Source organism: Dictyoglomus sp. LHC4 (genome assembly GCF_055181355.1).
This window is the reverse complement of sequence record NZ_CM143707.1, coordinates 1,471,350-1,497,593: the sequence shown is the minus strand read 5'-3', so window position 1 is coordinate 1,497,593 and position 26,244 is coordinate 1,471,350. Positions and strand designations below refer to the sequence as shown.

The window sequence follows — 26,244 nt, the reverse complement described above, 5'->3', positions numbered from 1 at the left end:
AAGGAGGACTTATGGCTTTGAATTTTTTGGCAGGATTTTTTTCTAAGGATTTAGGTATTGATTTAGGAACTGCAAATACAGTTGTATATGTTAGAGGTAAGGGAGTAGTTATCTTTGAACCATCTATGGTGGCAATAAGAAGAAGTGATAAGAAGGTTGTTGCTGTTGGTGAAGAAGCAAAGAAAATGCTTGGAAGAACCCCTGAAGAGATTATCACTATAAGGCCATTAAAGGATGGAGTCATAGCAGATTTTGATGCTGCAGAAAAGATGATTAGATACTTTATAGAGAAGGTCCACAATAAGAGAGATTTTTTAGTAAGTCCTCGAATGGTTATAGGTATACCATCAGGAACAACACCTGTAGAGCGTAGAGCTGTTTTAGATACTGCATATTCTGCTGGTGCAAGAGATGTTTTGCTGGTCACAGAGCCTATTGCTAGTGCATTAGGTGCTGATCTCCCAATATGGGAACCTTCTGGTAATATTATTGTAGATATTGGTGGAGGGACTACTGAAATAGCTGTTATTTCATTAGGAGGAATAGTGGTTAGCACCTCAATAAAGGTGGCTGGTGATGAGATGGATGAAGCTATTGTTCATTATATAAGGAAAAAATACAACCTATTTATAGGAGAAAGAACTGCTGAAGAGATAAAGATTAACCTTGGAAATGCTGCTTTTGGAGAAGAAAATAAAACTTATATGGAAGTTAAAGGAAGAGATTTACTTACTGGGGTGCCTCGTAATATAGAGATTAGTTCAGTAGAAGTTAGAGAAGCTTTAAAGGATACAATTGATGTGATTGTAGAAGCAATTAGAGATACCTTAGAAAAAACGCCTCCAGAACTTGCAGCAGATATTATGGATAAAGGTATAGTTTTAGCTGGTGGAGGTGCTCTCCTGAGGGGTCTTGATTCATATATATCAGAACAAATAGGAGTTGTAACTATAGTTGCAGAAGAGCCTTTACTTTGTGTAGTAAAAGGAACAGGAAAAATTATTGAAGAATTTGATAAATATAAACAGGTACTTGCTTCAGTTAAAGAGAGTTATTAAAAGTATTTATAAATGAATAAACAAAGAATTAAATGGCGGTTGGTATTTTTAGTACTGCTACTCTATATTATTCTTTGGGGGAGTGGATACGTAGAAATTTGGGCCACTAATATTCAAAAAGTGTTTTCTAATATAATTAATGACTCAAAAAATTTTCTCAATGAATTGAAAGCTCTTTTTACTTTAACTGGAAATTTGCAAAGGGAAATAGAGATATTAAGGAACGAAAACTTTGATTTATATAAGGAAAATTTAAGGCTTAAAATGATTTTAGAAAATCTAAGACAGAAAGAAGAGGCAGCAATATGGTTAAAGGAATTAGAAAAGAAAAATTTTTCGTTTGTTTATGCTAACATTATTGGAAGGGATCCTGTAAAGTGGAATCTTGAATTTAAAATAGATAAGGGAGAAAAAGATGGTGTCAAAAAAGGGATGGCAGTAATTTATAAGGATCAGATAATTGGAAAAATTTATAAAACAGGGAAAAATTTTTCAGTTGTAAAGACAATCTATGACCCCAGTACAGTAGTAGGAGTAATGATATGGGAAACAAAAGATTATGGAATAGTTAAAGGAGCCTTTGATCATATAGAAATGGCTTATATATTTTCAGATCATGGTATTAAAACTAATCATAATGTAATAACTTCCGGAATTGATGAATATATACCTTATGGTTTAAAGGTAGGATATATTTCTCATTTAGAAGAGAGGAATGTTTTAGCTTTTACCAGAATAAAAGTATATCCAAGGGTTGATTTATCAAATATGGAGGGGGTTGCAGTTTGTCTGAAATTTTAATCTTCTTAAGTTCTTTAATTTTAGCTTTTTTACAGACAAAAGTTTTCTTTTTAGGATTTCATCCTGATTTGGTTTTAGTTTTTTTTGTTTTTCTTCTTTTTAAAAGTTTATATTTTCAAGGAATATCCATTATACTATCTTTTTCTTTAAAAATTTTTTCTACTATTCCTTTCTATTTATTTCTGATTTATTGGGTTATTATTGAAGTTATAATAAAAATGTGGAGAAAGAGTTTTATCTCTATTCATAAAAGTAGTGCCTTCTTTTTAATAATTGGCCTTAGTACCCTTTCCTTTTTATTTTGGAACTTTGGTTATAATTTTAGTTTGAATTATGTAATAGACCTCTTAAGATATATATCATCTAATCTTGTATTTTTTATTCCTTTTTATTTTTTTATTCCTGAGATTTATTCTACTGAAAAAGAATGAAGAACCATGAAATTTTCTTTAAAAGAATAATAGAGGTGGCTATTTTATTGATTATATTAAGACTTTTCTATCTTCAAATATATAAGGGTGATTTTTATCAGGATCTTGCCCAAAGAAACTATATGAAATCAGTAATTCTTCCTGCCCCTCGAGGTATCATATATGATAGAAATGGAGTTATTTTAGCTGAAAATAAGATAAAATATTCATTATATTTAATTCCTCCTTACAAATATGAGAGAGAAAAAGTAAATAGATTAAGCAGTATTATAAAAATGAAGGATAAAGATATCGAAAAGATTTATAATAAAATTTCACCTTTCTATCCTGTGGTACTTTTAAAAAATAATTTAGATATAAAGGAAATATTACTTTTAGAAGAGAATAGAGATGATTTACCACCATTTTCTATAAATATTGAATTTGAGAGATATTATCCTTTTGGAGCATTAGCCTCTCATGTAATTGGATACATGGGTGAGGTAAGTAAAGAAGAACTTGAAGATGAGGAAAGTGATTATTCTTTGGGAGAAAAGTCTGGAAAATACGGAGTGGAGGCATTTTATGAAAAATATTTAAGGGGTAAGAAGGGATTTAGAGGAATATTATTGCATGCTTCAAATACTGAAAAGATCACAATTGGCCAGAAGGATCCTGTACCTGGTAAATCATTAATATTAAGTTTAGATCTGAACATTCAAAAGGTTGCTGAAGATGCCTTAGGAGAGGAAAGGGGCTGTGTCATTGTATCTCGGGCAGATACAGGCGAAGTTTTATCTATGGCAAGTCATCCTGCCTTTGACCCTAATAAGTTTATAACAGGTTTTACAAAAGAAGAATGGAATAATCTTATTAATGATATCAACAAACCGTTAAACAATAAGGCAATTTCAGCCTTATACCTTCCAGGTTCTATTTTTAAATTGATAGTTGCTCTTTCTGCCTTAGAAAATAAAAAGATCTCACCAAATGATACTTTTTACTGTCCAGGAGAATTTCACCTAGGAGGATATTTTTATAAATGCTGGAAAAAGGGTGGACATAGAAGAATTAATTTTGTGGATGGAATAGCCCAATCTTGTAATGTGGTTTTTTACAATGTAGGATTAAAGGTAGGAGAAGATCAGATTTTTAAATATGCAAAAGATTTTATGTTAGATTCTAAGGTGGGTATAGATTTACCAGGAGAGGTAAAAGGATTTATTCCATCTAAGGAATGGAAGGCAAAAACCTTTAAAGAGCCTTGGTATCCTGGAGATACGGTAAATCTTTCCATCGGTCAAGGTTTTGTACTGGTTACTCCTTTAGAAATACATTCTATGATGAGTATGATTGCTACAGAAGGAATATTGGTTAAACCGCATGTTTTAAAAGATATAGTAACTGAAAATGGTATAGAAGAGGTTAGGCCTGAGATTATTAAAGAAGTAAAAGTAAATAAATCAATATGGGAAATATTAAAGGAGGGAATGAAAAAAGTGGTGGAGGAGGGAACAGGAATAGCTGTAAAATTTACAGGGGTAGAAATATTTGGAAAAACAGGAACAGCTGAGAACCCGCATGGAGAAAGCCATGCTTGGTTTTCCTCTTTCTTTAGAGTTAACGATGTTCCTTATGTGGTGACTGTTTTTGTTGAGCATGGAAAAAGCGGAGGAGGTAGGGCAGCTCCAATAGCAAGAAAGATAATTGAATATATGATAAAGGGGGGTAAAAATATTGAGTAACATATCTATAAAAGGGGATTTAAAAGAGGGTATAAAGATGGTAGTTAATCCATCTTTATCTTGGGATGAAATTAAAAATCTTATAATTGATGAGATCAGGAATAAAGAAAAATTTTTTAAAGGTGTAAATATTTATATAGACTTCCAAGGAAGAGAAATAGATAATTCAGATTGGGAGGAACTCCAAAAACAAATTTATAAAAATTATGGTATAATGCTAAATAAGGACTTACCTAAGATAAGAGTTCCTTACTCCAATATTGCAAAGATTATTATCGGTCCTATAAGAAGTGGTAAACTTGTTAGTTCAAGAGAAAATCTTTTAATTTTAGGAGATATAAATTCAGGGGCAGAAATAATTTGTAATAAGAGTGTTTTTGTTTTAGGAAAGATCAGAGGTTCTATATGGGCGGGATATGAAAATAATGACAAAGCTATTATATTTGCTTTGGGACTTGAGCCTGAAAAGATTCAAATCGCCTCTTATATTTTAGATATACCCAAAGCAAGGCATAAAAAGGCAGGTTATTTTTTATATATAGAGGATGGTAAACTTAAGATTGATACATATTAATTTAGGGGGTAAAAAAGATGGGTAAATCTATAGTGGTAACTTCAGGGAAGGGTGGTGTTGGTAAGACCACTGCTGTGGCTAATATTGGAACTGGTCTTGCTATGAGGGGTCTTAAAGTTGCTCTTGTAGATACAGATATAGGACTTAGAAATTTAGATCTTCTTCTGGGTTTAGAAAATAGAATAGTTTACAACATAGTGGATGTGGTGGAAGGAAAATGTAGTCTAAAACAGGCATTAGTTAAGGATAAAAGATTAAATAATCTATATCTCTTACCTGCTGCCCAAACAAAGGAAAAAGAGGCTGTTTCTGTTGAACAGATGAAAGGGGTAATAAATGATCTTAAGATAGAGTTTGATTATGTATTAATAGACTCTCCAGCTGGTATAGAGCATGGATTTAAGAGTGCTATATCGGGTGCTGACGAGGCTATAGTTATTACTACTCCTGAAGTTTCAGCAGTAAGAGATGCAGATAGAGTTATTGGACTTTTAGAAGCTTATGGACATAGAGATCCAAGACTTATTGTTAACAGAGTAAGGTTTGATATGGTAAAAAATGGTGAAATGCTTGGTGTTGATGATTTGTTGGATATTCTGTCTATAGAACTTTTAGGAATTATTCCAGAAGATGAAAATTTAATAATAAGTATAAATAAAGGAGAACCTATTATTTATTCAGGAAATAAGTATAAATCCGCTTTAGCTTTTAATTTAATAGTGAAGAGGCTTTTAGGAGAAGATGTTTCATGGGATGAGCTTGAAAAATCTGAGAGCTTCTTAGAAAAGATTTTTAAAATATTTAAGGGGTAAAAAGGGGAGGTTAAGATGATCATAACTAATATATGGAGTAAAAAGGTATCTTCTAAAGAAATTGCAAAAGAGAGACTTCAAGTTATTCTTGTTTATGATAGGGCAAAGATTGAACCTAAAATGATAGAAAGTTTAAAAGAAGATTTAATTAAAGCAGTCTCTAAATATCTCACTTTTGAACCTGATAATATGAGAATTGAATTATCTCAGGAGGATAACAAATCTATTTTAAGAATTGATATACCATTAAAAGAATAGATTCTTGGGAGAGGTAAGAATTATGGATTTTCTTAAAGACTTAAGTGAGGAACAGTTATCCGCAGTTTTAGATGTGGATAATCCTTTACTAGTACTTGCAGGAGCTGGAAGTGGTAAAACAAGAGTAATAACTTACAAAATAGCTTATCTTATATCTAAAAAGTATGCAAAGCCTGAAAACATTGTGGCTTTAACTTTTACGAATAAAGCAGCTTTTGAGATGAAAAGTAGGATAACAAGACTGATATCATCAGAAGATGCTGAAAAAGTTTGGGCTGGAACTTTTCATGGATTTGGGTTATATCTTTTAAAAACCTATGGAAAAAGATTTGGGTTTCCAAGCAATTTTGTGATATATGATGAAGACGCACAAGAGGAAGTTGTTAAAGAGATACTTAAGGATATTGCAAGAGAAAACGATTATAACTCTAAGGATATTAAAGATAAAATCTCTCGCCTAAAAGATAAACTAATAACTCCTGAAGATTTTCAGTATATGATTTCTAGTAATTTTGATGAGATAATATTAGAAATCTATAAGAAATATGAAAATTATTTAAGGAAAAATAATGCTGTTGATTTTGCAGACCTTATCATTTATTCTATTAAATTATTGCAAGAAAATCTTGCCTTAAGAGGATATATTCAGGACAAATTAGAATATGTTTTAGTCGATGAATATCAGGATACTAATAAAGCCCAATACGAGCTTTTTAAAATTCTTGTGGAAGAGAAAAAAAGGTTTTCTGTAGTTGGAGATGACGATCAAAGTATATATAGCTGGAGGGGAGCTGATTATCAAAATATTTTTAGGTTGGAGAAAGATTTCAAAAATTTGAAAGTAATATTTTTAACTAAAAATTATAGATCTACACAACAAATTCTGGATATAGCAAATGCCTTGATAGTAAATAATGATAAAAGATATCCTAAAAAATTACGGAGTGATAAAAAGGATGGAAATTATCCTATACTTTTTAGGGCTATAAATGAAGAAGATGAGGCAGGCTTTGTGGTAAGACAAATAAAAATAGAACTTTTGAAGGGTAAAAATCCTTCTGAAATTGCAGTTTTATACAGGACAAATAGGCAATCAAGAGTGTTCGAAGAAGCCTTTATTAGGTCTAATCTTCCGTATAAAGTAATAGGGGGAATAAGTTTTTTTGATAGAAAAGAAGTTAAAGATATGGTAGCATATCTAAATATCTTACATGATCCCAATGATATTATAAGCTTAAAGAGAATAATTAATGTACCTAAGAGAGGTATTGGTGAGGCTACTTTTAATTTTATAAAGGAATATTATAACAAGGGTTATTCTTTGTTAGAAGCGGTTAAGGAAGTCTCAAAGATGAAGAAAGAGGTAAAAAGTTTTTTAGATATTTGGAATTATTTATTAGAAATAAAAGATAAGATAAATATTGAAGGCCTTATAGAGACTATTATTGATAAAACTGGCTATATGAGAAAAATAGAGAAGTATGATAGAGATACTTTAGAAGTACAAAAAGAAAACCTCTTAGAATTAATTGAGTTTAGTAGGGGGTTTTCAGAAAAAAATGATTTGGGAGAATTCCTGTCTCATCTTACGTTAAGTAGTAGTAAGATAGAAAATTCTCTTGAGAGTGATAAGATTTCTCTTATTACTCTACACAGTGTAAAAGGATTGGAGTTTGATATTGTATTTCTTGTAGGTCTTGAAGAAGGGATACTACCTCATTACAATGCAACTACAAGAGAAGAAATAGAAGAAGAGAGAAGATTGTGTTACGTGGGTATAACAAGAGCCAAAGAGAAATTATATATGTCTTATGCTTCAAAAAGATATAATAGATATCAAGAGCCATCTCGATTTGTTGAGGAAATTTCTCATCTTATAAATGTGAAAAAATAAGTATTTTATGGTATAATAAATAACGCGAGTCGGGGCGTAGCGCAGGGGAAGCGCGTCCGTTTGGGGTGCGGAAGGTCGCTGGTTCGAGTCCAGTCGCCCCGACCATCTTATTATGCGGGGCGTAGCGCAGTTGGCTAGCGCGCCTGCTTCGGGAGTAGGAGGTCGCTGGTTCAAGTCCAGTCGCCCCGACCAATTTGGTTTTTTATGAAGAAGTATTTTCATGTCTATATTTCAGGAGTAGTTCAGGGAGTTGGTTTTAGATATTTTGCCTATAAATGGGCAAAGCGTCTTGGTATTTTAGGTTATGTGAGAAATCTAAATGATGGAAGAGTAGAAGTAGAAGCTATAGGAGAAGAAGAAGCATTGAAACTTTTTTTGGAAAAATTAAAAGAAGGTCCCTTAGGAGCAATAGTAGAAAAGGTTGATGTGATTTGGAGTGATGAAAAAATAAATAACTTTACTGATTTTGAGATAAAATGAAATGGACTATGAAAAATTATAGATGGTATGTAGATACAGTTGCAGAAGATCAGCTACATTGCTATATGGTAGAGGAAGTTTTGGTTGATATTGTTTCCTATTACCAAAAGATTCAAATTATTAAAAATCCAACCTATGGAAAATGTTTGATAATAGATGGAAAAATACAGTCCGCAGAAAAGGATGAATTCATATATCATGAAGCTCTTATTCATCCTTCTATGATATTGCACCCTAATCCTTATAAGATACTAGTTGTTGGTGCAGGAGAAGGAGCTACCCTCAGAGAGCTTTTAAAATATAACTATGTGGAAATTGTTGCAATTGAGATTGATCCTGAAGTAGTTGAGTTTTCTGAGAAGTATTTATGGGAATGGCATCAAGGTTCTTTTAAAAGTGAGAAAGTTAAATTAATATTTCAAGATGGATGGGAATTTGTTAAGAATACAACGGATAAATTTGATGTTGTGGTTTTAGATCTACCTGAACCGTATCCTGATACTCCTGCTTACCGATTATATTTACCAGAGTTTTATTTTATGGTTTGGAATATATTAGACCATAATGGAATATTAGTTACACAGGGAGATACAACACAATTAGGGCAAGAATATAGACATTTTTGGATAAGGGATAATTTAAAGAAAGTATTTTCTAATTCATATTCATACCAGACTTTTGTTCCTTCTTTTGATAGTAGTTGGGGATTTTTGATTGGTTTTAAAGATAAGAGTGTCTCACCATTCTTACAAAAAGATGAAATTAATAAGCGGATAAAGGAAAGAACTCACGGTGAATTAAAATTTTATGATGGAGACACTCATTTATCTTTATTTTGTATTCCTAAGTATTTAAGAAGTTGAATTGACTTTGGATTTTAAAGATACTGATTTATTCAAACAAAAAAGAGAAAATTTGATAGAGATATTAAGGAATGAAGGAATAAGATTTCCTGATGTTCTTAATGCTATTAGTAAAGTTCCAAGACATCTTTTTGTACCCCAAGAGTATATAGATTTAGCATATGCAAATGAAGCATTACCAATAGGTTTTGGGCAGACCATATCCCAGCCTTATGTGGTAGCCATAATGACAGAAGCTTTAGAACTAACCAGAAAGGAAAAAGTCTTAGAGATAGGTACAGGTTCTGGTTATCAGACAGCAATATTGGCTGAACTCTCAAGGGAAGTATATACGATTGAGCGGATCAGAGAACTATCAGAGAGAGCCCAAAAAATTTTAAAATTTTTAGGTTATACTAATATATATTTTAAGGTAGGAGATGGTACTTTGGGTTGGGAAGAAAAAGCGCCTTTTGACAGGATTATTGTGACAGCTGCATCTTACGATGTTCCTCTTCCTCTATGGGAGCAGTTAGAAGAGGGAGGAATTATGGTTATTCCCATAGGGGGGAGAGATTTTCAAAATTTATATAAGATTATTAAAAAAAATGGCAAAATGTTGAAGGAAAATCTTGGAGGTGTTAGATTTGTCCAGTTGAAAGGAGAGTTTGGATGGAAAGATTAGATAAAATAAGAAGTTTAGATGAGTTGTTACGAGAATCAGAAAGGTGTAAAAATTGTCCATTATGGAATGAAAGAACTAATTTAGTTTTTGGTGAAGGAAATCCTGATGCTGTTATTATGTTTATTGGTGAAGCACCTGGTTTTCATGAAGATCAACAAGGTAGGCCTTTTGTTGGGGCTGCAGGGAAGCTTTTAACAGAACTGATTGAATCCTTGGGGTTGAAAAGGGAAGATGTATATATAGCCAATGTTTTAAAATGTAGACCTCCTAATAATAGAGATCCTCTTCCAGAAGAGATCAATGCTTGTTATCCTTTTTTAAAAAAACAGATAGAAATAATTAGTCCAAGAATATTATGTGCTTTAGGAAGGCATGCTGCTTATGTATTATTAGGGCATATAGTGAATATGAACACATCTCATGGTAAACACTATCAAGTTGATGGGAGGTTGGTATTTGTAACGTATCATCCAGCTGCAGCTTTATATCATGGGAAGCTTCTTGATGGAATTAAAAAAGATTTTATTGAACTTAAAAAATTGTATGATGATATTATACAGCAAAAGGAAGAGCAAAGCAGAAAGGAAGAAAAAGAACAACTTTCCTTTTGGTAAAAAATATTATTTGAAAGGAGAGGATTTATAATGGATAAGGATTCTGTCCTTAAGGGATTAGATGGATTTTCTAAACTTGCAAAGCAAGATATTCTTATGAGTGTGAATACAGAAAACCCAGATTATTGGAGAAAAAATGCAGAATCAAGACACAGTAAGTATAAGGAGCTTTATAAAAGTATAGAGGAAAAGGGATTAGAAGAGACAATAAAGTTTGCTATTGAAGAATATAAAAGTTTAATAAATGATGAAAATGATCCAGAATTAAGAGGGAAAAAAAGAGCATTAGAGAGTTTTTTTGTTCTCTTGGGTTTAGATCCTTCTCAGTTATAATACAAAAGTAATATTTATTTTGAAACTTGGTGATATGTATGGGATTTGTACATCTCCATGTACATTCAGAGTATAGTTTGCTTGATGGTGCCTGTAAGCTTGATGAATTGGTGGAAAAAGCTGTTAGTTTTAACATGTCTGCTGTAGCTTTAACAGACCATGGTGTGATGTATGGTGTTATTGATTTTTATAAAATAGCGAAAGAGAAGAGAATTAAACCTATAATTGGTTGTGAAGTATATGTAACTCCAGATTCACGCTTTGAGAAAAAAGGCCAAAGAGGAGATCTTTTTCATTTAATTCTTCTTGCAAAAGACTTTGAGGGTTATAAAAATTTAACTAAATTAGTTAGCTTATCTTTTATAGAGGGCTTCTATTATAAACCAAGGGTTGATAAAGAACTTCTGAGAGAATATTCAAGAGGAGTAATAGCTCTTACAAGTTGTCTTGCTGGAGAGGTTCCTACTTACATCCTAAATAACAGAATAGACAAAGCAAAAGAAGCTATAAAAGAGTATTTAGATATATTTGGAGAAGATTTCTATTTGGAACTTCAGGATAATGGTTTAGAAGAACAAAAATATGTTAATGAAAAATTAATTGAATTGTCTAAGGAATTTAGCATCCCTCTTGTAGCTACTAATGATGTACATTATTTAAATAAAGAAGATGCTGAGATTCATGATATCCTCCTATGTATTCAAACAGGATCTAAATTAAACGACAAAGATAGGTTAAGATTTAAAACAAATGAATTTTATTTTAAATCAGAAGAAGAGATGTCTAAAATTTTTAAAAGTATACCTGAAGCTTTAGAAAACACAGTAAAAATTGCAGAAAAATGTAATTTGGAACTACCTTTAAACAAGGTTATTTTACCAGTGTTTGAGGTACCTGAAGGTGAAACATTAGATTCTTATTTTGAAAGACTTTGTTGGGAAGGGGCAAGAAAAAGATTTGGAGATAATATTCCAAATCATATTAGAGAAAGATTAGAATATGAAATCTCAGTAATAAAACAAATGGGATTTTCTGGATATTTCTTAATTGTACAGGACTTTGTAAGGTATGCAAAGAGTAAAGGGATTCCAGTAGGTCCTGGAAGAGGTTCTTCTGCAGGATCTTTGGTTTCCTATGTTTTAGGTATTACAAATATTGAACCTACAAGATGGGGATTGATATTTGAAAGATTTTTAAATCCTGAGAGAATAACAATGCCTGATATTGATATTGATTTTTGTTTTGAAAGAAGAGAAGAAGTTATTGATTATGTAAGAAATAAATATGGTAAAGAACATGTGGCTCAAATTATTACTTTTGGTACTATGGCAGCTCGTGCATCTGTAAGAGATGTGGGTAGAGTTTTAAATGTTCCTTATAACGAAGTAGATAGAATTGCAAAATTAATACCTCCAAACATTAGTATAGAAGAAGCTTTACAAAGTTCACAAGAATTACAAAATCTTGTCGAAAATAATGCTCAAGCTAAAAAGATTATTGATATTGCAAAAAGGATTGAAGGACACGCAAGGCATGCTTCAGTACACGCTGCTGGTTTAGTTATTTCTAAGGATCCACTAATGGAGTATGTGCCTCTCCAAGTAATGAATAGCAGTGAAATTGTAACTCAATTTCCTATGACAAATTTAGAAGAACTTGGACTATTAAAGATGGATTTTCTTGGTTTAAGAACTCTTACTGTAATTTATGATACTTTGAAAAAGATAAAAGAAAATTATGGGGTTGATATAGATATAGATAATTTACCACTGGATGATCCTAAGGTTTATGAATTGTTGCAGAAAGGTGAGACAATAGGGGTCTTTCAATTAGAAAGTAGAGGAATGAGAAATCTTTTAAGAGAAATAAAGCCAGAAAAATTTGAAGACTTAATAGCAGTATTAGCTTTATATAGGCCTGGTCCTTTAGGAAGATTAGAAAGTTATATAAAGAGAAAGAGAGGAGAAGAAAAAGTAGAATATATGCATCCTTCTTTAGAACCTATTCTTTCAGAAACCTATGGTGTGATTATATATCAAGAACAGGTTATGGAAATTGCTCATAAATTGGCAGGATTTTCATTAGGACAAGCTGATGTTTTAAGAAGGGCTATGGGTAAAAAGAAGCCAGAAGTTATGGAAGAGCAAAGAGAGATATTTGTTAAAGGTGCAAAAGAGAGAGGTATTCCGGAAGAGGTAGCTAAGGATATATTTGAGGATATGGCAAAATTTGCAGAATATGGTTTTAATAAATCTCATAGTGCAGCTTATGCCTATGTGTCTTATCAAACTGCTTTTCTTAAAGTTTATTATCCAAAGGAGTTTATGTCATCATTATTAACAAGTGTGAGGAATAATACTTCAAAGTTAAGTAAATATATAGCAGAAGCTAAAAGAATGGGTATTAAAATTCTACCCCCAGATGTAAATGAAAGTATGGTTCATTTTACAGTTACAAATGAAGGAATAAGATTTGGACTTTCTGCTGTAAAAAATGTGGGTGAGGGAGTTGCTATAGCGATTGTAAATGAGAGAGAAAATGGTAAATTTAAGTCTGTTTTAGATTTTGTTAAAAGATTGAATTCTCGAGTGATTAATAAAAGAACTTTAGAAAGCTTGATAAAAAGTGGTGCTTTTGATAGTTTTGAATTAACTAGAAGATCTTTACTTGAAAATATTGATAAGCTTTTAGATTCAGTACAATCGACTAAAAAGGTGCCAGTTACACAAGCATCCTTAATAGATACTATAGAATTAATTAAAGATCCAATGATTATTAATACTGAAGAATTTACTGTGGAAGAATTAATGGAGATGGAAAAAGAGATGCTAGGTCTTTATGTCTCCTATGATCCTCAAGAAGAATTGAGAGAAATATCACAAAAACTCTTTGAAAATACTATTGATGAGTTGGTAGATGTGGAATCTGGAAGCTGGATTATCATGCCTGGGATTCTTAAGAATGTTAGGGAAATTTTAGATAGAAAGAACCAAAAAATGCTTTTTGCTACATTAGAAGACTACACAGGTGAAGCTGATATAACTGTTTTTTCTTCTATTTATAACAATTTTAAGGATGTTTTACAAGAAGGTAAGAGAGTTGTGGTAGGAGGTAAGTTAGAAGTAGATAAAGATGAAAATGAAGAAAAAGTAAAAATTATGGTAGAACAAGTAGGTGAATTGGATGGAAATGTTCTTTTAATTAATTTAAACGCGAATAGAACGTATGAGTTGATTTATAAAATTAGGGAGATATTAAAAAATAGAAAAGGATTAACGCCTGTGATAATAAAGGTTGATAATGAAAAAATTTTAATATCACCTGAATTTTGGATTAAATGGAATGAGGATATTAAAAAAGATTTAATTCTGCTTTTTAAGTTTGGTGTTACTTTTGAACTAAGACATATAAAAGATCTGTAATTAGATAAAATAACTTTGTATGGTAAAATAATCAAAAATTAAAATTTTAGGGAGGGGAAATGTTTAGGGATTTTCTAAGAAGAAATGAAAACAAAGATAAATTTAGAGATATTCCCGATGGTTTATGGATTAAATGTCCTCAATGTTCTCAAATCATCTATTCCAAGGATTGGTATGAAAATCTAAAAGTATGTATAAAATGTGGATATCATGATCAGTTAACCTCATACGAGCGCATAGATCTTTTAATTGACGATGGCACTTTTGAGGAATTTGATGCTCATATTTCACCTATTGATATACTCGGTTTTATAGATACAAAACCCTATACCCAAAGAATAAAAGAGGCACAAGAAGCTACCGGTTTAAAAGATGCCATTATTGTTGGTAAAGGGGAGATTAATGGAATTCCTGTTCATATAATGGTGATGGATTTTAGATTCATTGGGGGCAGCATGGGGTCAGTTGTAGGAGAAAAAGTGGTGAGAACAATTGAAAGAGCATTAAGAGACAGAATACCTGTGGTTAGTGTAATATCTTCAGGAGGAGCAAGAATGCAAGAAGGACTTTTTTCTTTATTTCAAATGGCAAAAACAAGTGCTGCAATTGCAAGGCTAGGTGAGGCTAAAATACCATATATCAATGTGTTAACCCATCCATCAACTGCAGGTGTCTTGGCAAGTTTTGGTTCCTTAGGAGATGTAATTATTGCTGAACCAGGTGCACTAATTGGTTTTACAGGGCCTCGAGTTATTGAACAAACAATAAAACAGAAACTTCCAGAGGGATTTCAAAGGTCAGAGTTTTTATTAGAGCATGGTATGGTCGATTTAGTAGTAGAAAGGAAGAAACTTAAAAATACTTTATTTATAATATTGACTCATCTTAGGAGGAAATCATGGAAAGAAGATTAACGCCTTGGGAGAGAATACTTCTTGCAAGACACCCAAACCGTCCTACCTTTTCTGATTTTTTAGATGCATTGTTTGACAATTTTATTGAATTACATGGAGATAGGTTATATGGTGATGATTCTGCAATCATTGCAGGGTTAGGGACTTTTAATGATGAAAGTGTGGTAATTATAGGTCAAGAGAAGGGGAAGTCTGTTCAAGAAAAGATGAAAAGGAATTTTGGTATGCCCCATCCTGAAGGTTACAGAAAAGCTTTAAGAATTATGAAGATGGCAGAGAAATTTTCTTTACCAGTAATATCCTTTATTGATACAGCAGGAGCATATCCAGGTATAGGGGCTGAAGAAAGAGGCCAAGCTTGGGCAATAGCTCAAAATTTAAAAGAAATGTCTATATTAAAAACTCCAATAATAGTAGTAGTTTTAAGTGAAGGTGGAAGTGGTGGTGCATTAGGAATAGGGGTTGGAGATTATATAATGATACTTGAAAATGCCTATTATTCAGTAATATCTCCAGAAGGTTGCGCATCAATTTTGTTTAGGGATTCTTCTAAAGCTCCTGAGGCTGCTGAGGCTCTTAAGATTACTGCTGAAGATCTTTATAAGTTAGGTCTTGTTGATGAGATAATTTCAGAGCCTAATGGGGGTGCTCATCAGGATTTTGAAGGGACAATTAATAATTTGAGATCAGCTTTAAAGAGGGTATTAAAAAGGTTGAAAGAGAAGGATGTAAAAATATTATTAGAAGAAAGATGGTTGAAGTTAAGAAATTATGGAAGATTTCAAGAGGAGGAAAAAGAAAAATGAAGATAGGTGTACTTACCAGTGGTGGTGATGCACCTGGAATGAATTCTGCAATTAGGGCTATTGTTAGATATGGATTATCTAAAAATTTAGAAATTATAGGGATTGAAAGGGGATATCAGGGTTTAATAGAAGGGGATTTTAGAAAGCTTGGGAGAGATGATGTAAGTGAAATTGTTCAACGCGGTGGAACGATTTTACATACTGCTCGATCAAAGGATTTTGAAAAGGAAGAAGGTATTTTAAAAGCTATAGAGAACATAAAAAATCAAAACATAGATGGTTTAATTGTAATTGGTGGAGAGGGTTCTCTTAAAGGAGCTTTTGAGCTATATAAGAGAGGTATAAAAGTAGTAGGAATTCCAGGAAGTATAGATAATGATATATGGGGAACTGACTTTTCAATAGGTTTTGACACTGCGTGTAATAATGTTATTGATGCTATAAATAAAATAAGGGATACAGCTGCTGCTCATGAGAGGACTTTTGTTATAGAAGTTATGGGTAGGGAGTGTGGATATATAGCTTTTGTTGCTGGATTAGTTAGTGGTGCGGATATTGTGCTTATTCCTGAGGTTCCTATAGATTTTCCTTATATTACAAAAAAATTAAAAGAAAGACAAAAAAGGAATAAAGGACATAATATTATAGTAGTTGCAGAGGGAGTTGGAAGTGCTTATTTTATTGGAAAACAAATTGAAGATAGGATAGGTATACCTACTCGTATTGTCGTACTTGGACACATACAAAGAGGAGGATCCCCATCAGTACTAGATAGGACTATTGCAACTTTTATGGGTGTGGAAGCTGTGAAAGTCCTCATGAATGGGTTTTCGGGAGTAATGATAGGATGGCAAAAAAATACTACTGTTTCTGTCCCTTTAGAGGATGTAATAAATAATAAGAAAGGAGTACCTTCTGAATTGTATTGGGAGATGGAGAAGATATGGTAAGATTAAAAATTTTGGTGCCGAAGGCCGGAGTCGAACCGGCACGGGTGTCACCCACCCACCAGATTTTGAGTCTGGCGCGTCTGCCAATTCCGCCACTTCGGCACTTTTTTATAAATATTAACTTTTAAGGCTATATTTTGTCAAGTGTAAAGGAAGGAGAGAGAAGATGAAAAGACTTTTTTGTCCATGGAGGATAAAATATTTTACAGCTGAAAAATCAAAGGACTGTATATTTTGTACAAAGCCTATGGAAAGTAAAGATGAAGAGAATTACATATTATTGAGAGGCGAATATAATTTCATAATCCTAAATTTATATCCTTATAATAATGGACATTTAATGATAGTACCTTATAAACATACAAATGATATTTTATCTCTTGATAAAGAAACATTACAAGAAATGATGTTTCTACTGCAGGTATCTGTCGAGGCATTAAGTAATATTATGAAACCTCATGGTTTTAATATTGGTATGAATATAGGAGAGGCAGCTGGTGCAGGTATATCAGAGCACTTACATTTACATGTTGTTCCAAGATGGAATGGTGATTCAAATTTTATGGTAGTTATAGGTGATACTAAAGTAATACCAGAGGATTTAGCATCTACATATAAAAAATTAAAGTCTGCCATTGAAAAAATCTATAATGAAAAAAAGAAGTATTAAGAGATTTCTGAGATATATTTATTTAAAGCTTGTAAGAATTCAAGATACGCCAGAAACAATAGCTTTAAGCTTTAGTATAGGAGTGTTTATTGGAATTTTTCCTACTTTTGGATTGGGTGGAATTATAATGATTTTTATTTGTTGCATATTTAAACTTAATTATCTTGCGGGCATTTTAGGAACATTCATAATGAACTACTTTACGTCTCCCTTTTTTTGGACATTGAGTTATATATTAGGAGATTTTATAACAACAGGAAAAGTTAGATGGCGTGGATTAGAAAGAACAGGTGCAAAAATTTTTATTCTAAAATATCTTTTAGGAAATCTTATTATATCAATTTTATTTTCAATTTTATCTTATTTTGTTGTGAAAGATATTATAATCACATATAGAAAAAGGAAGAGGAAGGTAAAACCCCCCTCTTCCTAAAAAGTCTTTTTTTTATTTATTAAAGAATGTTTTTACACTTTCGTAAAATGCTGGATTAACATTCTTAGTTCTTCCTTCAATTAATGTAATATCTACTGGTACTAATTCACTTCCTTTCACTGCAATAAAGTAACCAGATTTACCTTCGTGTACTAAATCAACTGCTGTTTTACCAAGTAATAATCCTAAGATTCTATCCCTAATAGAAGGACTTCCTCCTCTTTGAAGATGGCTAAGTATTACAGCTCTTGTTTCTATTCCAATATTTTTCTGGATTTCCTCTGCTAAGACATTACCTACTCCGCCCAATCTTATATGTCCAAAAGCGTCGACCATTCCTTCTTGACCCTTTTGGTATGTAAAACCAGGTAGCTGTACACCTTCTGCTATGGCTACTACTGCATATGTATGACCCCTATCATATAGTTTTCTTATATGGTTATATAGTTCTTCAAGATTTGGTTCTACTTCGGGAATTAAAATATAATCTGCTCCACCTGCTAATCCTCCATAAAGAGCAAGCCATCCAGCATGTCTACCCATTATTTCAACTACTATTACTCTTGCATGAGATTTTGCAGTATCTCTTAATCTTTTAATTGCATCTACTACCACCTCTACTGCTGTATCAAAACCAAGTGTATAATCAGTTTCTTCTAAGTCTTTGTCTATTGTTTTTGGAATTCCAATCATGGGAAGTCCAAGTTTGCTAAATTTAGACGCTACTCCCAGGGTATCTTCTCCTCCAATAGCTATTAGGGCATCTAAATTTAGTTTCTTAAAACTTTCGATGCATTTTTGTACATCCTCTTCCTTCTTAAATGGGTTTGTTCTTGAACTACCTAATATAGTTCCACCAATTTCTAATATATCTTCCACATCTTCTAATTTTAAGGGTACAGCATCTGCTTTAATAAGACCAGCCCAACCGTATTTTAGTCCTATAACTTCATCTCCATAATCTAAAGCTCTCATAACTACTCCGCGTATAGCTGGGTTAAGGCCTGGACAATCTCCACCACCAGTAAGTACACCTATACGTTTTTTACTCATTTTTCATCCTCCTTTTGTCAAATTTTAATGCTTATTATGATTTTATTATTAAGTAGAAAAATTGACAAGGTTTTTAACCCTTGTTAGACTTTATTACCATCGTTAAAATTAATATATATGAGGGAGAGTTAGGATGAAGAAAAAAGTTAATAAGATTGAAGAGAAGTATACTGATCATTATCTTAGACTCTTTATTTTTGCATCTTTGTTATTATTAATTTTCTTAGTACCTATTACTCAACCACATTTTTTGCGGATACACGATGTTTCGGAGCTACCTAAGGTAACATTAATAAGAATATTAGGGAGTTTAGCTCTATTTCTTATCTGTCTGTGGTTAATTTTAGGAAAAAGAGAATTTATACTACCTCCTAAGAGTTTTTCTATATGGGTTTTTTTATTCTTAATTTCTTGGATTTTATCTACAATTTTTTCAACTAATTTTTATCTAAGCTTTTTTGGTTCCTATATGAGACAGATGGGGTTTCTTAGCTATTTCTTTTATTTTGTTATTTTTTTCCTTATCTATGATGTGGTTGATTCTCAAAAAGAACAAAACTATTTTTTCTGGGCAATAATTTTCTCCACAGTTATTGTAACTTTTGTTGGAATTTTACAGATATACAGATTGATGCCTTGGTTTGAGAAGGTTAGAACTGAATCACGAATTATTTCTACCTTAGGGCATGCTGACTTTTTAGGCCATTTTTTAGTAATGGTTATTCCTATTATTTTGTCCAAGATTTACACCTCGAAAGAATACTATTCAAAAATATTATATCTCCTAATTTTTCTTTCTTCTTTTTTGGTTTTATTAGGTAGTTATACTCGTGGTTCCTGGATAGCCTTCATTATATCTCTGGTATTCTATTATGGATATATGTTTTTAAGAAATAGAAATTTTATAAAGAAAAATTCTTTAATCACAATATTGCTAATCGTAGGAATGATATTTACAATAGGAATCTTCTATTTTACAGAACAAGAATACTATATAAAAAGACAAAATTTAGGAGTTTTCTCGCTAAAGGAAAGATTCCAAAGTATTGGTGTAGGATTAGGCGTTACACAATCAAATCCTCGTATATTAACGTGGAGAGATAGTATTAATCTTTTTACGGATAAAATTTTAAAATCAATGAGGTTACTGATAGGACTTGGTCCTGAAACTTTCTCTTTCAATTTTACTCTATATAAATCCTTAGATCTTGCAAGATATGATCGGGGTAAAGGATATCCAGATAGGGAACATAATGAATTTCTTGATATTCTATTTCCTCTTGGCATTTTTGGCCTTATATCTTTTTGTATGATATTAATAAATACTTTCAGGAATGGTGTTTACATGATTGATAAAATTCCTAACTCAGAGAGGATATTATATTTAGGGGTTATTTCAGGATGGATTGGTTTTATCATCCAAAGTTTGGTTCTTTTTGGATTATCAGCTACATATCTTTATTTTTGGTCTCTTACTGCTTTTATACTTCTATCCTATAAATTTTATGATTCTGATAAAGTATGGAAGATAGATGTGAGGAATTTGTCTCATATGTTAAAAAGTATTCTATTTATTATGTTTACTTTTATTAGTTTGTTTAGCATTTATATATCAGCAAGATTTTTCAGAGCAGAGGTGTTTTATAGATTCGGTTTGGATTATTCTGTCTCAGGAGATGCAGGAAAGGCATCAGCTTTATTTGAGGAAGCAATTAGACTTCGTCCTCAAGAATCAGCATTTAGAGAAGCAGCAGTAAAGGCCTATTTAAATATAATGGGAGCTACTACTAATGAAAATGATAAAAATTATGCCTTTAATAGAGGTTTATATCATATTGAAGGTATGCTTAAAAATGCATATTACAGATCTTTAACATATAATCTTGTAGGAGCATTTTATGCACAGTCTTATCATTATTTAGGAGAAAAGGATAAAAGTTTAATATACAAAGCTGAAGAAAGTTCATATAAAGCTCTATCCTATGATAAATATTCAATACCGCCTATGGAAAATTTGATGAGATTATATTCTTTTGATTTGAAAGATCAGAATAAAGCATTGGAAATTGCAAAAAGGATATTAGAGATAGATCCTAATCATGAAGAAGCGTTGAATTATATGGCACAATACTACTATGTGAAAGAAAAATATGAAGAAGCAAAGAATATTTATGAAAATCTCCTTAACCAAAAGCCGGACAGTAAGGATTTGTATGTCAATTTAGGATTAATTTATTATCAATTGAAAAATTATAAAAAGGTTGAGGAATTATTATTGAAAGCACTATCTTATGATCCCTATGACGATAAAGTTTTAGCCCTTTTAAAGAAAGTTTACGAGGCTCAGGGAGTCAAAAAATCTTTACCCCAAATAAAATTAAACGATAGGGTTTTAGTACAAAGAGGTCTTGATTATTACAATAATAAAAATTATCAGAAAGCCATAGAGTTTTTCGAGAAAGCATTGGAGGTAAATCCTAACTCTTTTGAGGCTATGAATAATATTGGGGTTTGTTATTATATGTTGGGAGATTATGATAATGCTGAGTATTGGTTTTCAAAAGCAATAAATACTAAAATTGACTATATTCAGGCTTATTCTAATCTTGCTTATGTTTTAATACAAAAAGGAAAGGTAGATATGGCTAAAAAAATTATAAAGGATGGACTTAAATATAAGCCTAACGATGAATCTTTAAAGAGTCTATTAGATGAAGTGGAAAAACTTAAAGGGAAAGGGAGTAATTAAAAATGAAGAAAGTAGAATTAACTGAGCAAGCTTTAAATATATTACAGAAGAGATATCTCAAAAAGGATGAAAATGGAAATGTTATTGAGACTCCAGAAGAGATGTTTGAGAGGGTTTCTGAAAGTATTGCTAAAATAGATCTTATTTATGACTCTAACGCTAATTGGGAAGAAACAAAAGAAAAATTTTATGATGTGATGGTTTCTTTAGAGTTTCTTCCTAATTCGCCTACACTTATGAATGCTGGTAGGCCATTAGGACAACTATCAGCATGTTTTGTTATACCAATTGAGGATTCATTAGTGAGTATATTTGAGGGATTGAAGTATGCAGCTTTAATACATCAGTCTGGAGGAGGTACTGGATTTTCATTTTCTCGCCTTCGTCCTAAGGGGGATATTGTTAGAACAACCGGAGGTGTTGCTTCTGGGCCAGTGAGTTTTATGAAGGTTTATGATGCAGCGACAGATACAATAAAGCAGGGTGGTGTAAGAAGAGGCGCAAATATGGGAATTCTTCGAGTTGATCATCCTGATATTTTTGAATTTATTACTTGTAAAGATAAAGAAGGGTTGCTACCAAACTTTAATATATCTGTTGCTATTACAGATAAATTTATGGAAGCTGTTTTGAGGGATGACGATTTTGAATTAATAAATCCAAGAAACAAAGAAGTTGTTAAAAAAGTAAAAGCAAGAGAAATATTTGATCTTATTGTAGAACAGGCTTGGAAAAATGGGGAACCTGGGGTAGTGTTTATTGATGAAGTTAACAGGAAAAATCCGACGCCTGGAGTTGGAGAAATTGAGGCTACAAACCCTTGTGGTGAGCAACCTTTACTTCCTTTTGAATCTTGTAATTTGGGATCTATAAATCTTGGTAAAATGATTAGGAGTAATGGTGAGAAGAATGAGATTGATTGGGATAAATTAAGAGAAACAGTACACAAGGCAGTTCATTTTTTAGATAATGTTATTGATGCTAATACATATCCTTTAAAGCAAATAGAAAAGATTACAAAAGCTAATAGAAAAATTGGACTTGGTGTTATGGGTTTTTATGACCTTTTGACTCTTCTTGAAATTCCTTATAATACTCAGAAAGCAAGAGATATTGCGGAAGAAATTATGAGGTTTATCCTTGATGAAGCAAGAAATGCTTCTCTAAATCTTGCAGAAAAAAGAGGAGTTTTCCCAAATTGGGAAAAGAGTATTTATAAGGATATAGGTTTAAGGTTAAGAAATGCTACTCTAACTACTATTGCTCCTACGGGAAGTATTAGTATAATAGCTAATGCCTCTTCTGGTATTGAGCCTATTTTTGCTTTGGCATATAAAAGAAAGGTGAGCTTAGGGGAATGGAATGAGATTTATCCTTTGTTTAAAGAAGCATTAATAAAGGAAGGGATATATTCAGATGAAATAATAGAAAAGATATTAGAAAAAGGCACTATTCAAGATATGGAAGAGATACCAGAGAGGATAAGAAAATTGTTTGTTACAGCATTGGATATAGATTATGAAGATCATGTTCTAATGCAAGCTGCATTTCAAAAATATGTAGATAATGCGGTATCAAAGACTGTAAATTTAAGGCAATCAGCTACCAAAGATGATATAAAAAAAATTTATCTAATGGCTTATGAGTTAGGTTTGAAAGGAATAACTGTATATAGGGATAAATCAAGAACAGAACAAGTTTTGAGTGTAGAAATGAAAAAGGAAAGAGAGGACAGAACTGAACATAAAGTAAAACCACGTCCACGTCCAAATATAACTCATGGTGCAACAATAAAAATAAAGACTGGTTGTGGTAATCTATATGTAACGGTGAATGAAGATGAATTTGGCATATGTGAAGTTTTCTCAACCTTAGGTAAAGCAGGAGGGTGTGCAGCATCTCAAACTGAAGCAATCTCAAGACTAATTTCTCTGGCCTTAAGGAGTGGTGTAGATATAAATTCTATTATTAAACAATTGAAGGGAATAAGATGTCCTAATCCTACAAGATCAGAAGAGGGTGATTTTATCTTCTCTTGTTCTGATGCTATTGCAAAAGCATTGGAAAAATATTTAGGGCTAAAAGAAGGTGGTGTAAATTTTTCCTCTCACAATAATTTTGTAATTATACCTAAATCTTCAGATAAGGAAAGTTCCTATTCAGGAGTTCCATGTCCAGAGTGTGGTGCACCTCTACAGATGGTAGAAGGGTGCTTAACGTGTAGAGTTTGTGGATACTCAAAGTGTTATTAAAAATTAAGCCCCCATTTTAAGGGGGCTTATTTTATGCTTTGGGTTTAATCTCTCTAACACCTAAGGTATAAGGTTGTAAAGCTTTCGGAATTAAGATGCTTCCGTCTTCTTGTTGATAATTTTCAAAGATAGCAATTAATGCTCTTGAAATTGCAATAGCTGTACCATTTAGCATATGTACATATTCTACTTCTCCTGTTACTCTTCTAAATCTTATATTTAGTCTTCTTGCTTGGTAGTCCGTGCAATTTGAACAGCTTGTAACCTCTCCAAAGTCTCCTCTCCCTGGCATCCATGCCTCAATATCAAATTTTCTTGCAGCAGGTGCTCCCAAGTCACCAGAGCAAATATCTAAAACCCTATATGGTATTTCTAATTTTTGGAAGATTTTTTCCTCTAATCCTAATATGTATTCATGCATGTCTTCTGAGTCTTCAGGCCTACATATAATAAATATTTCTGCTTTACTAAATTGGTGGACTCTATAAAGGCCTCTATTATATCTTCCATATGCTCCAGCCTCTGTCCTAAAACAGTGAGAAAAGCCTAAATATTTTAGTGGAAGATCTAACTCATCTAAAATTTCATCTTTGTGGTAACCACCTAAAGTTATTTCTGCAGTAGCAATAAGGCCTAAATCAAAATTTTCTACTCTATATATTTGGGCTTCAGGTCCTCTTGGTTGAAAACCTATGCCATCAATGATCTCCATTTTGGCTAAGTCTGGAGTAATAAATATTTTGAAACCTTCTGGAACTAAAGTATCTATAACCATTTGCATAAGAGCAAATTCTAATATTACAGCTTCATTTTTTAAATAGTAGAAGTTTGATCCTGTAACTTTACTACCTCTTTCAAAATCCAATAAATCATCCATCATTCCTAAGTCCAAATGATCCTTGGGAGTAAAGTTGAATTTTTTAATTTCACCCCATCTTTTAATTTCTACATTATCATTTTCATCTTTTCCTCTTGGGGCTTTTGGCGAAAGAAAATTAGGAAGTTGCCAGAGACGTTGATAAAGGTCTTTCTCAATATTTTTGAACTCTTCTTCGATCTTTTCAATTTTTTCCTTTAATTCTTTAGCTTCTTTGATTAATTTTTCCCTTTCTTGACCTTGTTTTTTGCCTATTTCTTGTGATATTTTATTTCTTAGTGATCTTAGGTTATCTAATTCTTTTTGGAGTTCTCTTCTTTTGGAATCTAATTCTAAAATATAGTCCACATTATATTTTTCTGGATCTAAGTTTCTTAATAGGATATTTTCTTTCATTAGATCAGGATTTTCTCTTAATGTTTTGATATCAATCATGGTTTACCTCCTAAAATTTAAAAATATTTGCAAGAAAAAAGATTATGTTTACCATTATTAAGATAATCATAAAAATCTTTTCTTCTAAGCTATTTGTACGAAATATTTTCAGACTTATTTTCCATTTTATTGGAAATACGGGATTAATCCCATGAAATGTCATCATATCTCCTATTAAATGGCCTAAATAGCCAATATTAATTCCTATATAGAAACCATTATACATGTTTATAAAATTTAATGGAAGATTTTTAAGGTTATTAATATACATTGCAGACAGAAAAAGGTTTATAATTAATAAACCCCATATGCTGTGAAGAAAGCCTCTATGTACAAATAAGGGTTTTAGTAATAACTTAAAAACTAAAGATAAAATTATAGATACAATTGTAAAAATAACAAAAAATAAGATTATTTCGTCATATATATAGTTTAACCCAGTTTTAGAATATAATATAAGTAAAGATAAAGCTAAACTGAAAAAAACAGATAAAATAGGTATGAGTAATTTGAGCAGTGTTTTTGCTGGAAGAAGTCTTTTTGAGACTTCTGAGTGAGGTGCATCAACATCTGGTATAAAAGTACCAATAGTTGTTCCTATAATAGTGCCAATACCCCAAGGAGTTAGTATCTTTTCTGGCATCTCATCTGATATTTTGAGAATAGTCTGTAGAACTAAGTAATTTAAAGCTAAATGTGTCTTATATATCATTATTTACTATTTCCTCCTTGTATGATATATTTTATAAGTATAACAGAAAATTCAGAGTCTATTTAAAAATGTCTGTGAGGGGGAACAAGGAGAATGGTGATTAATATTAGTAGAATTTTAGATTTTGTTATTTTTGGAATAATTATTGTTTTTCTTGTGTTCTTATATAGAATTTTAAGTTCATCCCAAGGTAAAATTACAGAGATGTATGAGATAAATAAAAAAATAGAAGAATTATCCAATAAGGAAGAAGCTTTGAAGAGAGAGATAAGGGAAATTTCAGAGATGTTGAGAGTTTTAAGAACACAAGAAACATCTTTATTAGAAGAAGTTAAAAAAGTAGCAGAGAAACAATCCACAACCTTAAACTTTCAAGATTTAGATCAAAAAATTGCTCTATTAGATAAAAAAATCACAAGGATTTTAGAAATTATTATGTCCAAATAAAAAAGTACCCCCCCTCCT

General features: G+C 31.8%; 25 protein-coding genes and 3 tRNA genes. 24 read left to right on the top strand and 4 right to left on the bottom strand.

Features of this window, described 5'->3' with window-relative positions; genetic code table 11:
* Positions 1-11: 11 nt before the first annotated feature.
* The 19 genes from ACY3JO_RS07620 (at position 12) to pfkA (ending at position 16,598) form a co-directional block, all read left to right on the top strand.
* Positions 12-1,058: a rod shape-determining protein gene (locus ACY3JO_RS07620; RefSeq protein ID WP_463084400.1), complete on the top strand. Its 1,047-nt coding sequence runs from the start codon at positions 12-14 to the stop codon at positions 1,056-1,058.
* Positions 1,059-1,070: 12 nt separating this feature from the next.
* On the top strand, positions 1,071-1,859 hold the full coding sequence (gene mreC / locus ACY3JO_RS07615; protein ID WP_463084399.1) for a rod shape-determining protein MreC: 789 nt from the start codon (positions 1,071-1,073) through the stop codon (positions 1,857-1,859).
* A complete protein-coding gene (locus ACY3JO_RS07610) occupies positions 1,844-2,290 on the top strand; it encodes a hypothetical protein (RefSeq protein WP_463084398.1) in 447 nt (148 codons plus the stop codon). The genes mreC and ACY3JO_RS07610 overlap by 16 nt, the downstream gene beginning before the upstream one ends.
* Positions 2,287-4,014: a penicillin-binding protein 2 gene (mrdA, locus tag ACY3JO_RS07605; RefSeq protein ID WP_463084397.1), complete on the top strand. Its 1,728-nt coding sequence runs from the start codon at positions 2,287-2,289 to the stop codon at positions 4,012-4,014. Before ACY3JO_RS07610 ends, mrdA begins: the two co-directional genes overlap by 4 nt.
* Positions 4,007-4,588, top strand: a complete 582-nt coding sequence (locus ACY3JO_RS07600; RefSeq protein ID WP_463084396.1) for a septum site-determining protein MinC — start codon at positions 4,007-4,009, stop codon at positions 4,586-4,588. The genes mrdA and ACY3JO_RS07600 overlap by 8 nt, the downstream gene beginning before the upstream one ends.
* Positions 4,589-4,605: 17 nt before the next feature.
* Entirely contained in the window at positions 4,606-5,400 is a 795-nt protein-coding gene (gene minD, locus ACY3JO_RS07595) for a septum site-determining protein MinD (protein ID WP_463084395.1), read from the top strand.
* A 15-nt stretch (positions 5,401-5,415) separates the two neighbouring features.
* Positions 5,416-5,658 (top strand): cell division topological specificity factor MinE, encoded by a 243-nt coding sequence (gene minE, locus ACY3JO_RS07590; RefSeq protein WP_463084394.1) that lies wholly within the window; start codon positions 5,416-5,418, stop codon positions 5,656-5,658.
* Between the two features lie 22 nt (positions 5,659-5,680).
* Complete coding sequence (locus ACY3JO_RS07585) at positions 5,681-7,552, top strand: ATP-dependent helicase (RefSeq protein WP_463084393.1); 1,872 nt, start codon at positions 5,681-5,683, stop codon at positions 7,550-7,552.
* Positions 7,553-7,582: 30 nt separating this feature from the next.
* Positions 7,583-7,657, top strand: a tRNA-Pro gene (locus ACY3JO_RS07580).
* A 10-nt stretch (positions 7,658-7,667) separates the two neighbouring features.
* A tRNA-Pro gene (locus ACY3JO_RS07575) sits at positions 7,668-7,744 on the top strand.
* 12 nt (positions 7,745-7,756) lie between these two features.
* Positions 7,757-8,032: an acylphosphatase gene (locus tag ACY3JO_RS07570; RefSeq protein ID WP_463084392.1), complete on the top strand. Its 276-nt coding sequence runs from the start codon at positions 7,757-7,759 to the stop codon at positions 8,030-8,032.
* A complete protein-coding gene (locus ACY3JO_RS07565) occupies positions 8,029-8,895 on the top strand; it encodes a spermine/spermidine synthase domain-containing protein (protein WP_463084391.1) in 867 nt (288 codons plus the stop codon). Before ACY3JO_RS07570 ends, ACY3JO_RS07565 begins: the two co-directional genes overlap by 4 nt.
* Before the next feature lie 7 nt (positions 8,896-8,902).
* Positions 8,903-9,559 (top strand): protein-L-isoaspartate(D-aspartate) O-methyltransferase, encoded by a 657-nt coding sequence (locus ACY3JO_RS07560; RefSeq protein ID WP_463084390.1) that lies wholly within the window; start codon positions 8,903-8,905, stop codon positions 9,557-9,559.
* Entirely contained in the window at positions 9,547-10,173 is a 627-nt protein-coding gene (locus ACY3JO_RS07555; RefSeq protein WP_463084389.1) for a uracil-DNA glycosylase, read from the top strand. Before ACY3JO_RS07560 ends, ACY3JO_RS07555 begins: the two co-directional genes overlap by 13 nt.
* A gap of 30 nt (positions 10,174-10,203) precedes the next feature.
* Positions 10,204-10,506 (top strand): hypothetical protein, encoded by a 303-nt coding sequence (locus ACY3JO_RS07550; protein WP_463084388.1) that lies wholly within the window; start codon positions 10,204-10,206, stop codon positions 10,504-10,506.
* Between the two features lie 38 nt (positions 10,507-10,544).
* Positions 10,545-13,928: a DNA polymerase III subunit alpha gene (locus ACY3JO_RS07545; protein ID WP_463084387.1), complete on the top strand. Its 3,384-nt coding sequence runs from the start codon at positions 10,545-10,547 to the stop codon at positions 13,926-13,928.
* A gap of 59 nt (positions 13,929-13,987) precedes the next feature.
* Positions 13,988-14,842 (top strand): acetyl-CoA carboxylase, carboxyltransferase subunit beta, encoded by an 855-nt coding sequence (gene accD, locus ACY3JO_RS07540; protein ID WP_463084386.1) that lies wholly within the window; start codon positions 13,988-13,990, stop codon positions 14,840-14,842.
* On the top strand, positions 14,827-15,648 hold the full coding sequence (locus tag ACY3JO_RS07535) for an acetyl-CoA carboxylase carboxyltransferase subunit alpha (protein WP_463084385.1): 822 nt from the start codon (positions 14,827-14,829) through the stop codon (positions 15,646-15,648). Before accD ends, ACY3JO_RS07535 begins: the two co-directional genes overlap by 16 nt.
* Complete coding sequence (gene pfkA, locus ACY3JO_RS07530) at positions 15,645-16,598, top strand: 6-phosphofructokinase (RefSeq protein ID WP_463084384.1); 954 nt, start codon at positions 15,645-15,647, stop codon at positions 16,596-16,598. The genes ACY3JO_RS07535 and pfkA overlap by 4 nt, the downstream gene beginning before the upstream one ends.
* A 12-nt stretch (positions 16,599-16,610) precedes the next feature.
* Here pfkA and ACY3JO_RS07525 read toward each other — a convergent pair.
* Positions 16,611-16,700: transfer RNA gene (locus ACY3JO_RS07525), tRNA-Leu, on the bottom strand.
* A 64-nt stretch (positions 16,701-16,764) separates the two neighbouring features.
* On the opposite strand from ACY3JO_RS07525, the gene ACY3JO_RS07520 reads away from it, so the two are divergent.
* Together ACY3JO_RS07520 and ACY3JO_RS07515 are read left to right on the top strand one after the other, a co-directional pair.
* Positions 16,765-17,268 carry an HIT family protein gene (locus tag ACY3JO_RS07520; RefSeq protein ID WP_463084383.1) on the top strand — a complete coding sequence of 168 codons (504 nt, stop codon included), beginning with the start codon at positions 16,765-16,767 and terminating at the stop codon, positions 17,266-17,268.
* On the top strand, positions 17,249-17,701 hold the full coding sequence (locus ACY3JO_RS07515) for a DUF2062 domain-containing protein (RefSeq protein ID WP_463084382.1): 453 nt from the start codon (positions 17,249-17,251) through the stop codon (positions 17,699-17,701). The genes ACY3JO_RS07520 and ACY3JO_RS07515 overlap by 20 nt, the downstream gene beginning before the upstream one ends.
* A 12-nt stretch (positions 17,702-17,713) precedes the next feature.
* On the opposite strand, the gene ACY3JO_RS07510 is transcribed toward ACY3JO_RS07515, so the two are convergent.
* Positions 17,714-18,754 (bottom strand): 6-phosphofructokinase, encoded by a 1,041-nt coding sequence (locus ACY3JO_RS07510; protein WP_463084381.1) that lies wholly within the window; start codon positions 18,752-18,754, stop codon positions 17,714-17,716.
* Positions 18,755-18,887: 133 nt separating this feature from the next.
* On the opposite strand from ACY3JO_RS07510, the gene ACY3JO_RS07505 reads away from it, so the two are divergent.
* Positions 18,888-21,503: a tetratricopeptide repeat protein gene (locus ACY3JO_RS07505; protein WP_463084380.1), complete on the top strand. Its 2,616-nt coding sequence runs from the start codon at positions 18,888-18,890 to the stop codon at positions 21,501-21,503.
* 2 nt (positions 21,504-21,505) lie between these two features.
* Complete coding sequence (locus tag ACY3JO_RS07500; protein WP_463084379.1) at positions 21,506-23,755, top strand: vitamin B12-dependent ribonucleotide reductase; 2,250 nt, start codon at positions 21,506-21,508, stop codon at positions 23,753-23,755.
* Between the two features lie 31 nt (positions 23,756-23,786).
* On the opposite strand, the gene serS is transcribed toward ACY3JO_RS07500, so the two are convergent.
* Positions 23,787-25,067: a serine--tRNA ligase gene (serS, locus tag ACY3JO_RS07495; RefSeq protein ID WP_463084378.1), complete on the bottom strand. Its 1,281-nt coding sequence runs from the start codon at positions 25,065-25,067 to the stop codon at positions 23,787-23,789.
* Positions 25,068-25,077: 10 nt separating this feature from the next.
* Positions 25,078-25,779: a metal-dependent hydrolase gene (locus tag ACY3JO_RS07490; RefSeq protein ID WP_463084377.1), complete on the bottom strand. Its 702-nt coding sequence runs from the start codon at positions 25,777-25,779 to the stop codon at positions 25,078-25,080.
* Between the two features lie 93 nt (positions 25,780-25,872).
* Between ACY3JO_RS07490 and ACY3JO_RS07485 the strand changes: the two genes are divergently transcribed.
* A complete protein-coding gene (locus ACY3JO_RS07485; RefSeq protein WP_463084376.1) occupies positions 25,873-26,226 on the top strand; it encodes a hypothetical protein in 354 nt (117 codons plus the stop codon).
* The last annotated feature ends 18 nt before the right edge of the window (positions 26,227-26,244 follow it).

Bases quoted from the DNA above. Each gene is read 5' to 3' on its own strand.
- ACY3JO_RS07620 (WP_463084400.1), top strand. From the start codon at position 12: ATGGCTTTGAATTTTTTGGCAGGATTTTTTTCTAAGGATTTAGGTATT.
- mreC (WP_463084399.1), top strand. From the start codon at position 1,071: ATGAATAAACAAAGAATTAAATGGCGGTTGGTATTTTTAGTACTGCTA.
- mrdA (WP_463084397.1), top strand. From the start codon at position 2,287: ATGAAGAACCATGAAATTTTCTTTAAAAGAATAATAGAGGTGGCTATT.
- minD (WP_463084395.1), top strand. From the start codon at position 4,606: ATGGGTAAATCTATAGTGGTAACTTCAGGGAAGGGTGGTGTTGGTAAG.
- minE (WP_463084394.1), top strand. From the start codon at position 5,416: ATGATCATAACTAATATATGGAGTAAAAAGGTATCTTCTAAAGAAATT.
- ACY3JO_RS07585 (WP_463084393.1), top strand. From the start codon at position 5,681: ATGGATTTTCTTAAAGACTTAAGTGAGGAACAGTTATCCGCAGTTTTA.
- ACY3JO_RS07570 (WP_463084392.1), top strand. From the start codon at position 7,757: ATGAAGAAGTATTTTCATGTCTATATTTCAGGAGTAGTTCAGGGAGTT.
- ACY3JO_RS07565 (WP_463084391.1), top strand. From the start codon at position 8,029: ATGAAATGGACTATGAAAAATTATAGATGGTATGTAGATACAGTTGCA.
- ACY3JO_RS07555 (WP_463084389.1), top strand. From the start codon at position 9,547: ATGGAAAGATTAGATAAAATAAGAAGTTTAGATGAGTTGTTACGAGAA.
- ACY3JO_RS07550 (WP_463084388.1), top strand. From the start codon at position 10,204: ATGGATAAGGATTCTGTCCTTAAGGGATTAGATGGATTTTCTAAACTT.
- ACY3JO_RS07545 (WP_463084387.1), top strand. From the start codon at position 10,545: ATGGGATTTGTACATCTCCATGTACATTCAGAGTATAGTTTGCTTGAT.
- accD (WP_463084386.1), top strand. From the start codon at position 13,988: ATGTTTAGGGATTTTCTAAGAAGAAATGAAAACAAAGATAAATTTAGA.
- ACY3JO_RS07535 (WP_463084385.1), top strand. From the start codon at position 14,827: ATGGAAAGAAGATTAACGCCTTGGGAGAGAATACTTCTTGCAAGACAC.
- pfkA (WP_463084384.1), top strand. From the start codon at position 15,645: ATGAAGATAGGTGTACTTACCAGTGGTGGTGATGCACCTGGAATGAAT.
- ACY3JO_RS07520 (WP_463084383.1), top strand. From the start codon at position 16,765: ATGAAAAGACTTTTTTGTCCATGGAGGATAAAATATTTTACAGCTGAA.
- ACY3JO_RS07515 (WP_463084382.1), top strand. From the start codon at position 17,249: ATGAAAAAAAGAAGTATTAAGAGATTTCTGAGATATATTTATTTAAAG.
- ACY3JO_RS07510 (WP_463084381.1), bottom strand. From the start codon at position 18,754: ATGAGTAAAAAACGTATAGGTGTACTTACTGGTGGTGGAGATTGTCCA.
- ACY3JO_RS07505 (WP_463084380.1), top strand. From the start codon at position 18,888: ATGAAGAAAAAAGTTAATAAGATTGAAGAGAAGTATACTGATCATTAT.
- ACY3JO_RS07500 (WP_463084379.1), top strand. From the start codon at position 21,506: ATGAAGAAAGTAGAATTAACTGAGCAAGCTTTAAATATATTACAGAAG.
- serS (WP_463084378.1), bottom strand. From the start codon at position 25,067: ATGATTGATATCAAAACATTAAGAGAAAATCCTGATCTAATGAAAGAA.
- ACY3JO_RS07490 (WP_463084377.1), bottom strand. From the start codon at position 25,779: ATGATATATAAGACACATTTAGCTTTAAATTACTTAGTTCTACAGACT.
- ACY3JO_RS07485 (WP_463084376.1), top strand. From the start codon at position 25,873: ATGGTGATTAATATTAGTAGAATTTTAGATTTTGTTATTTTTGGAATA.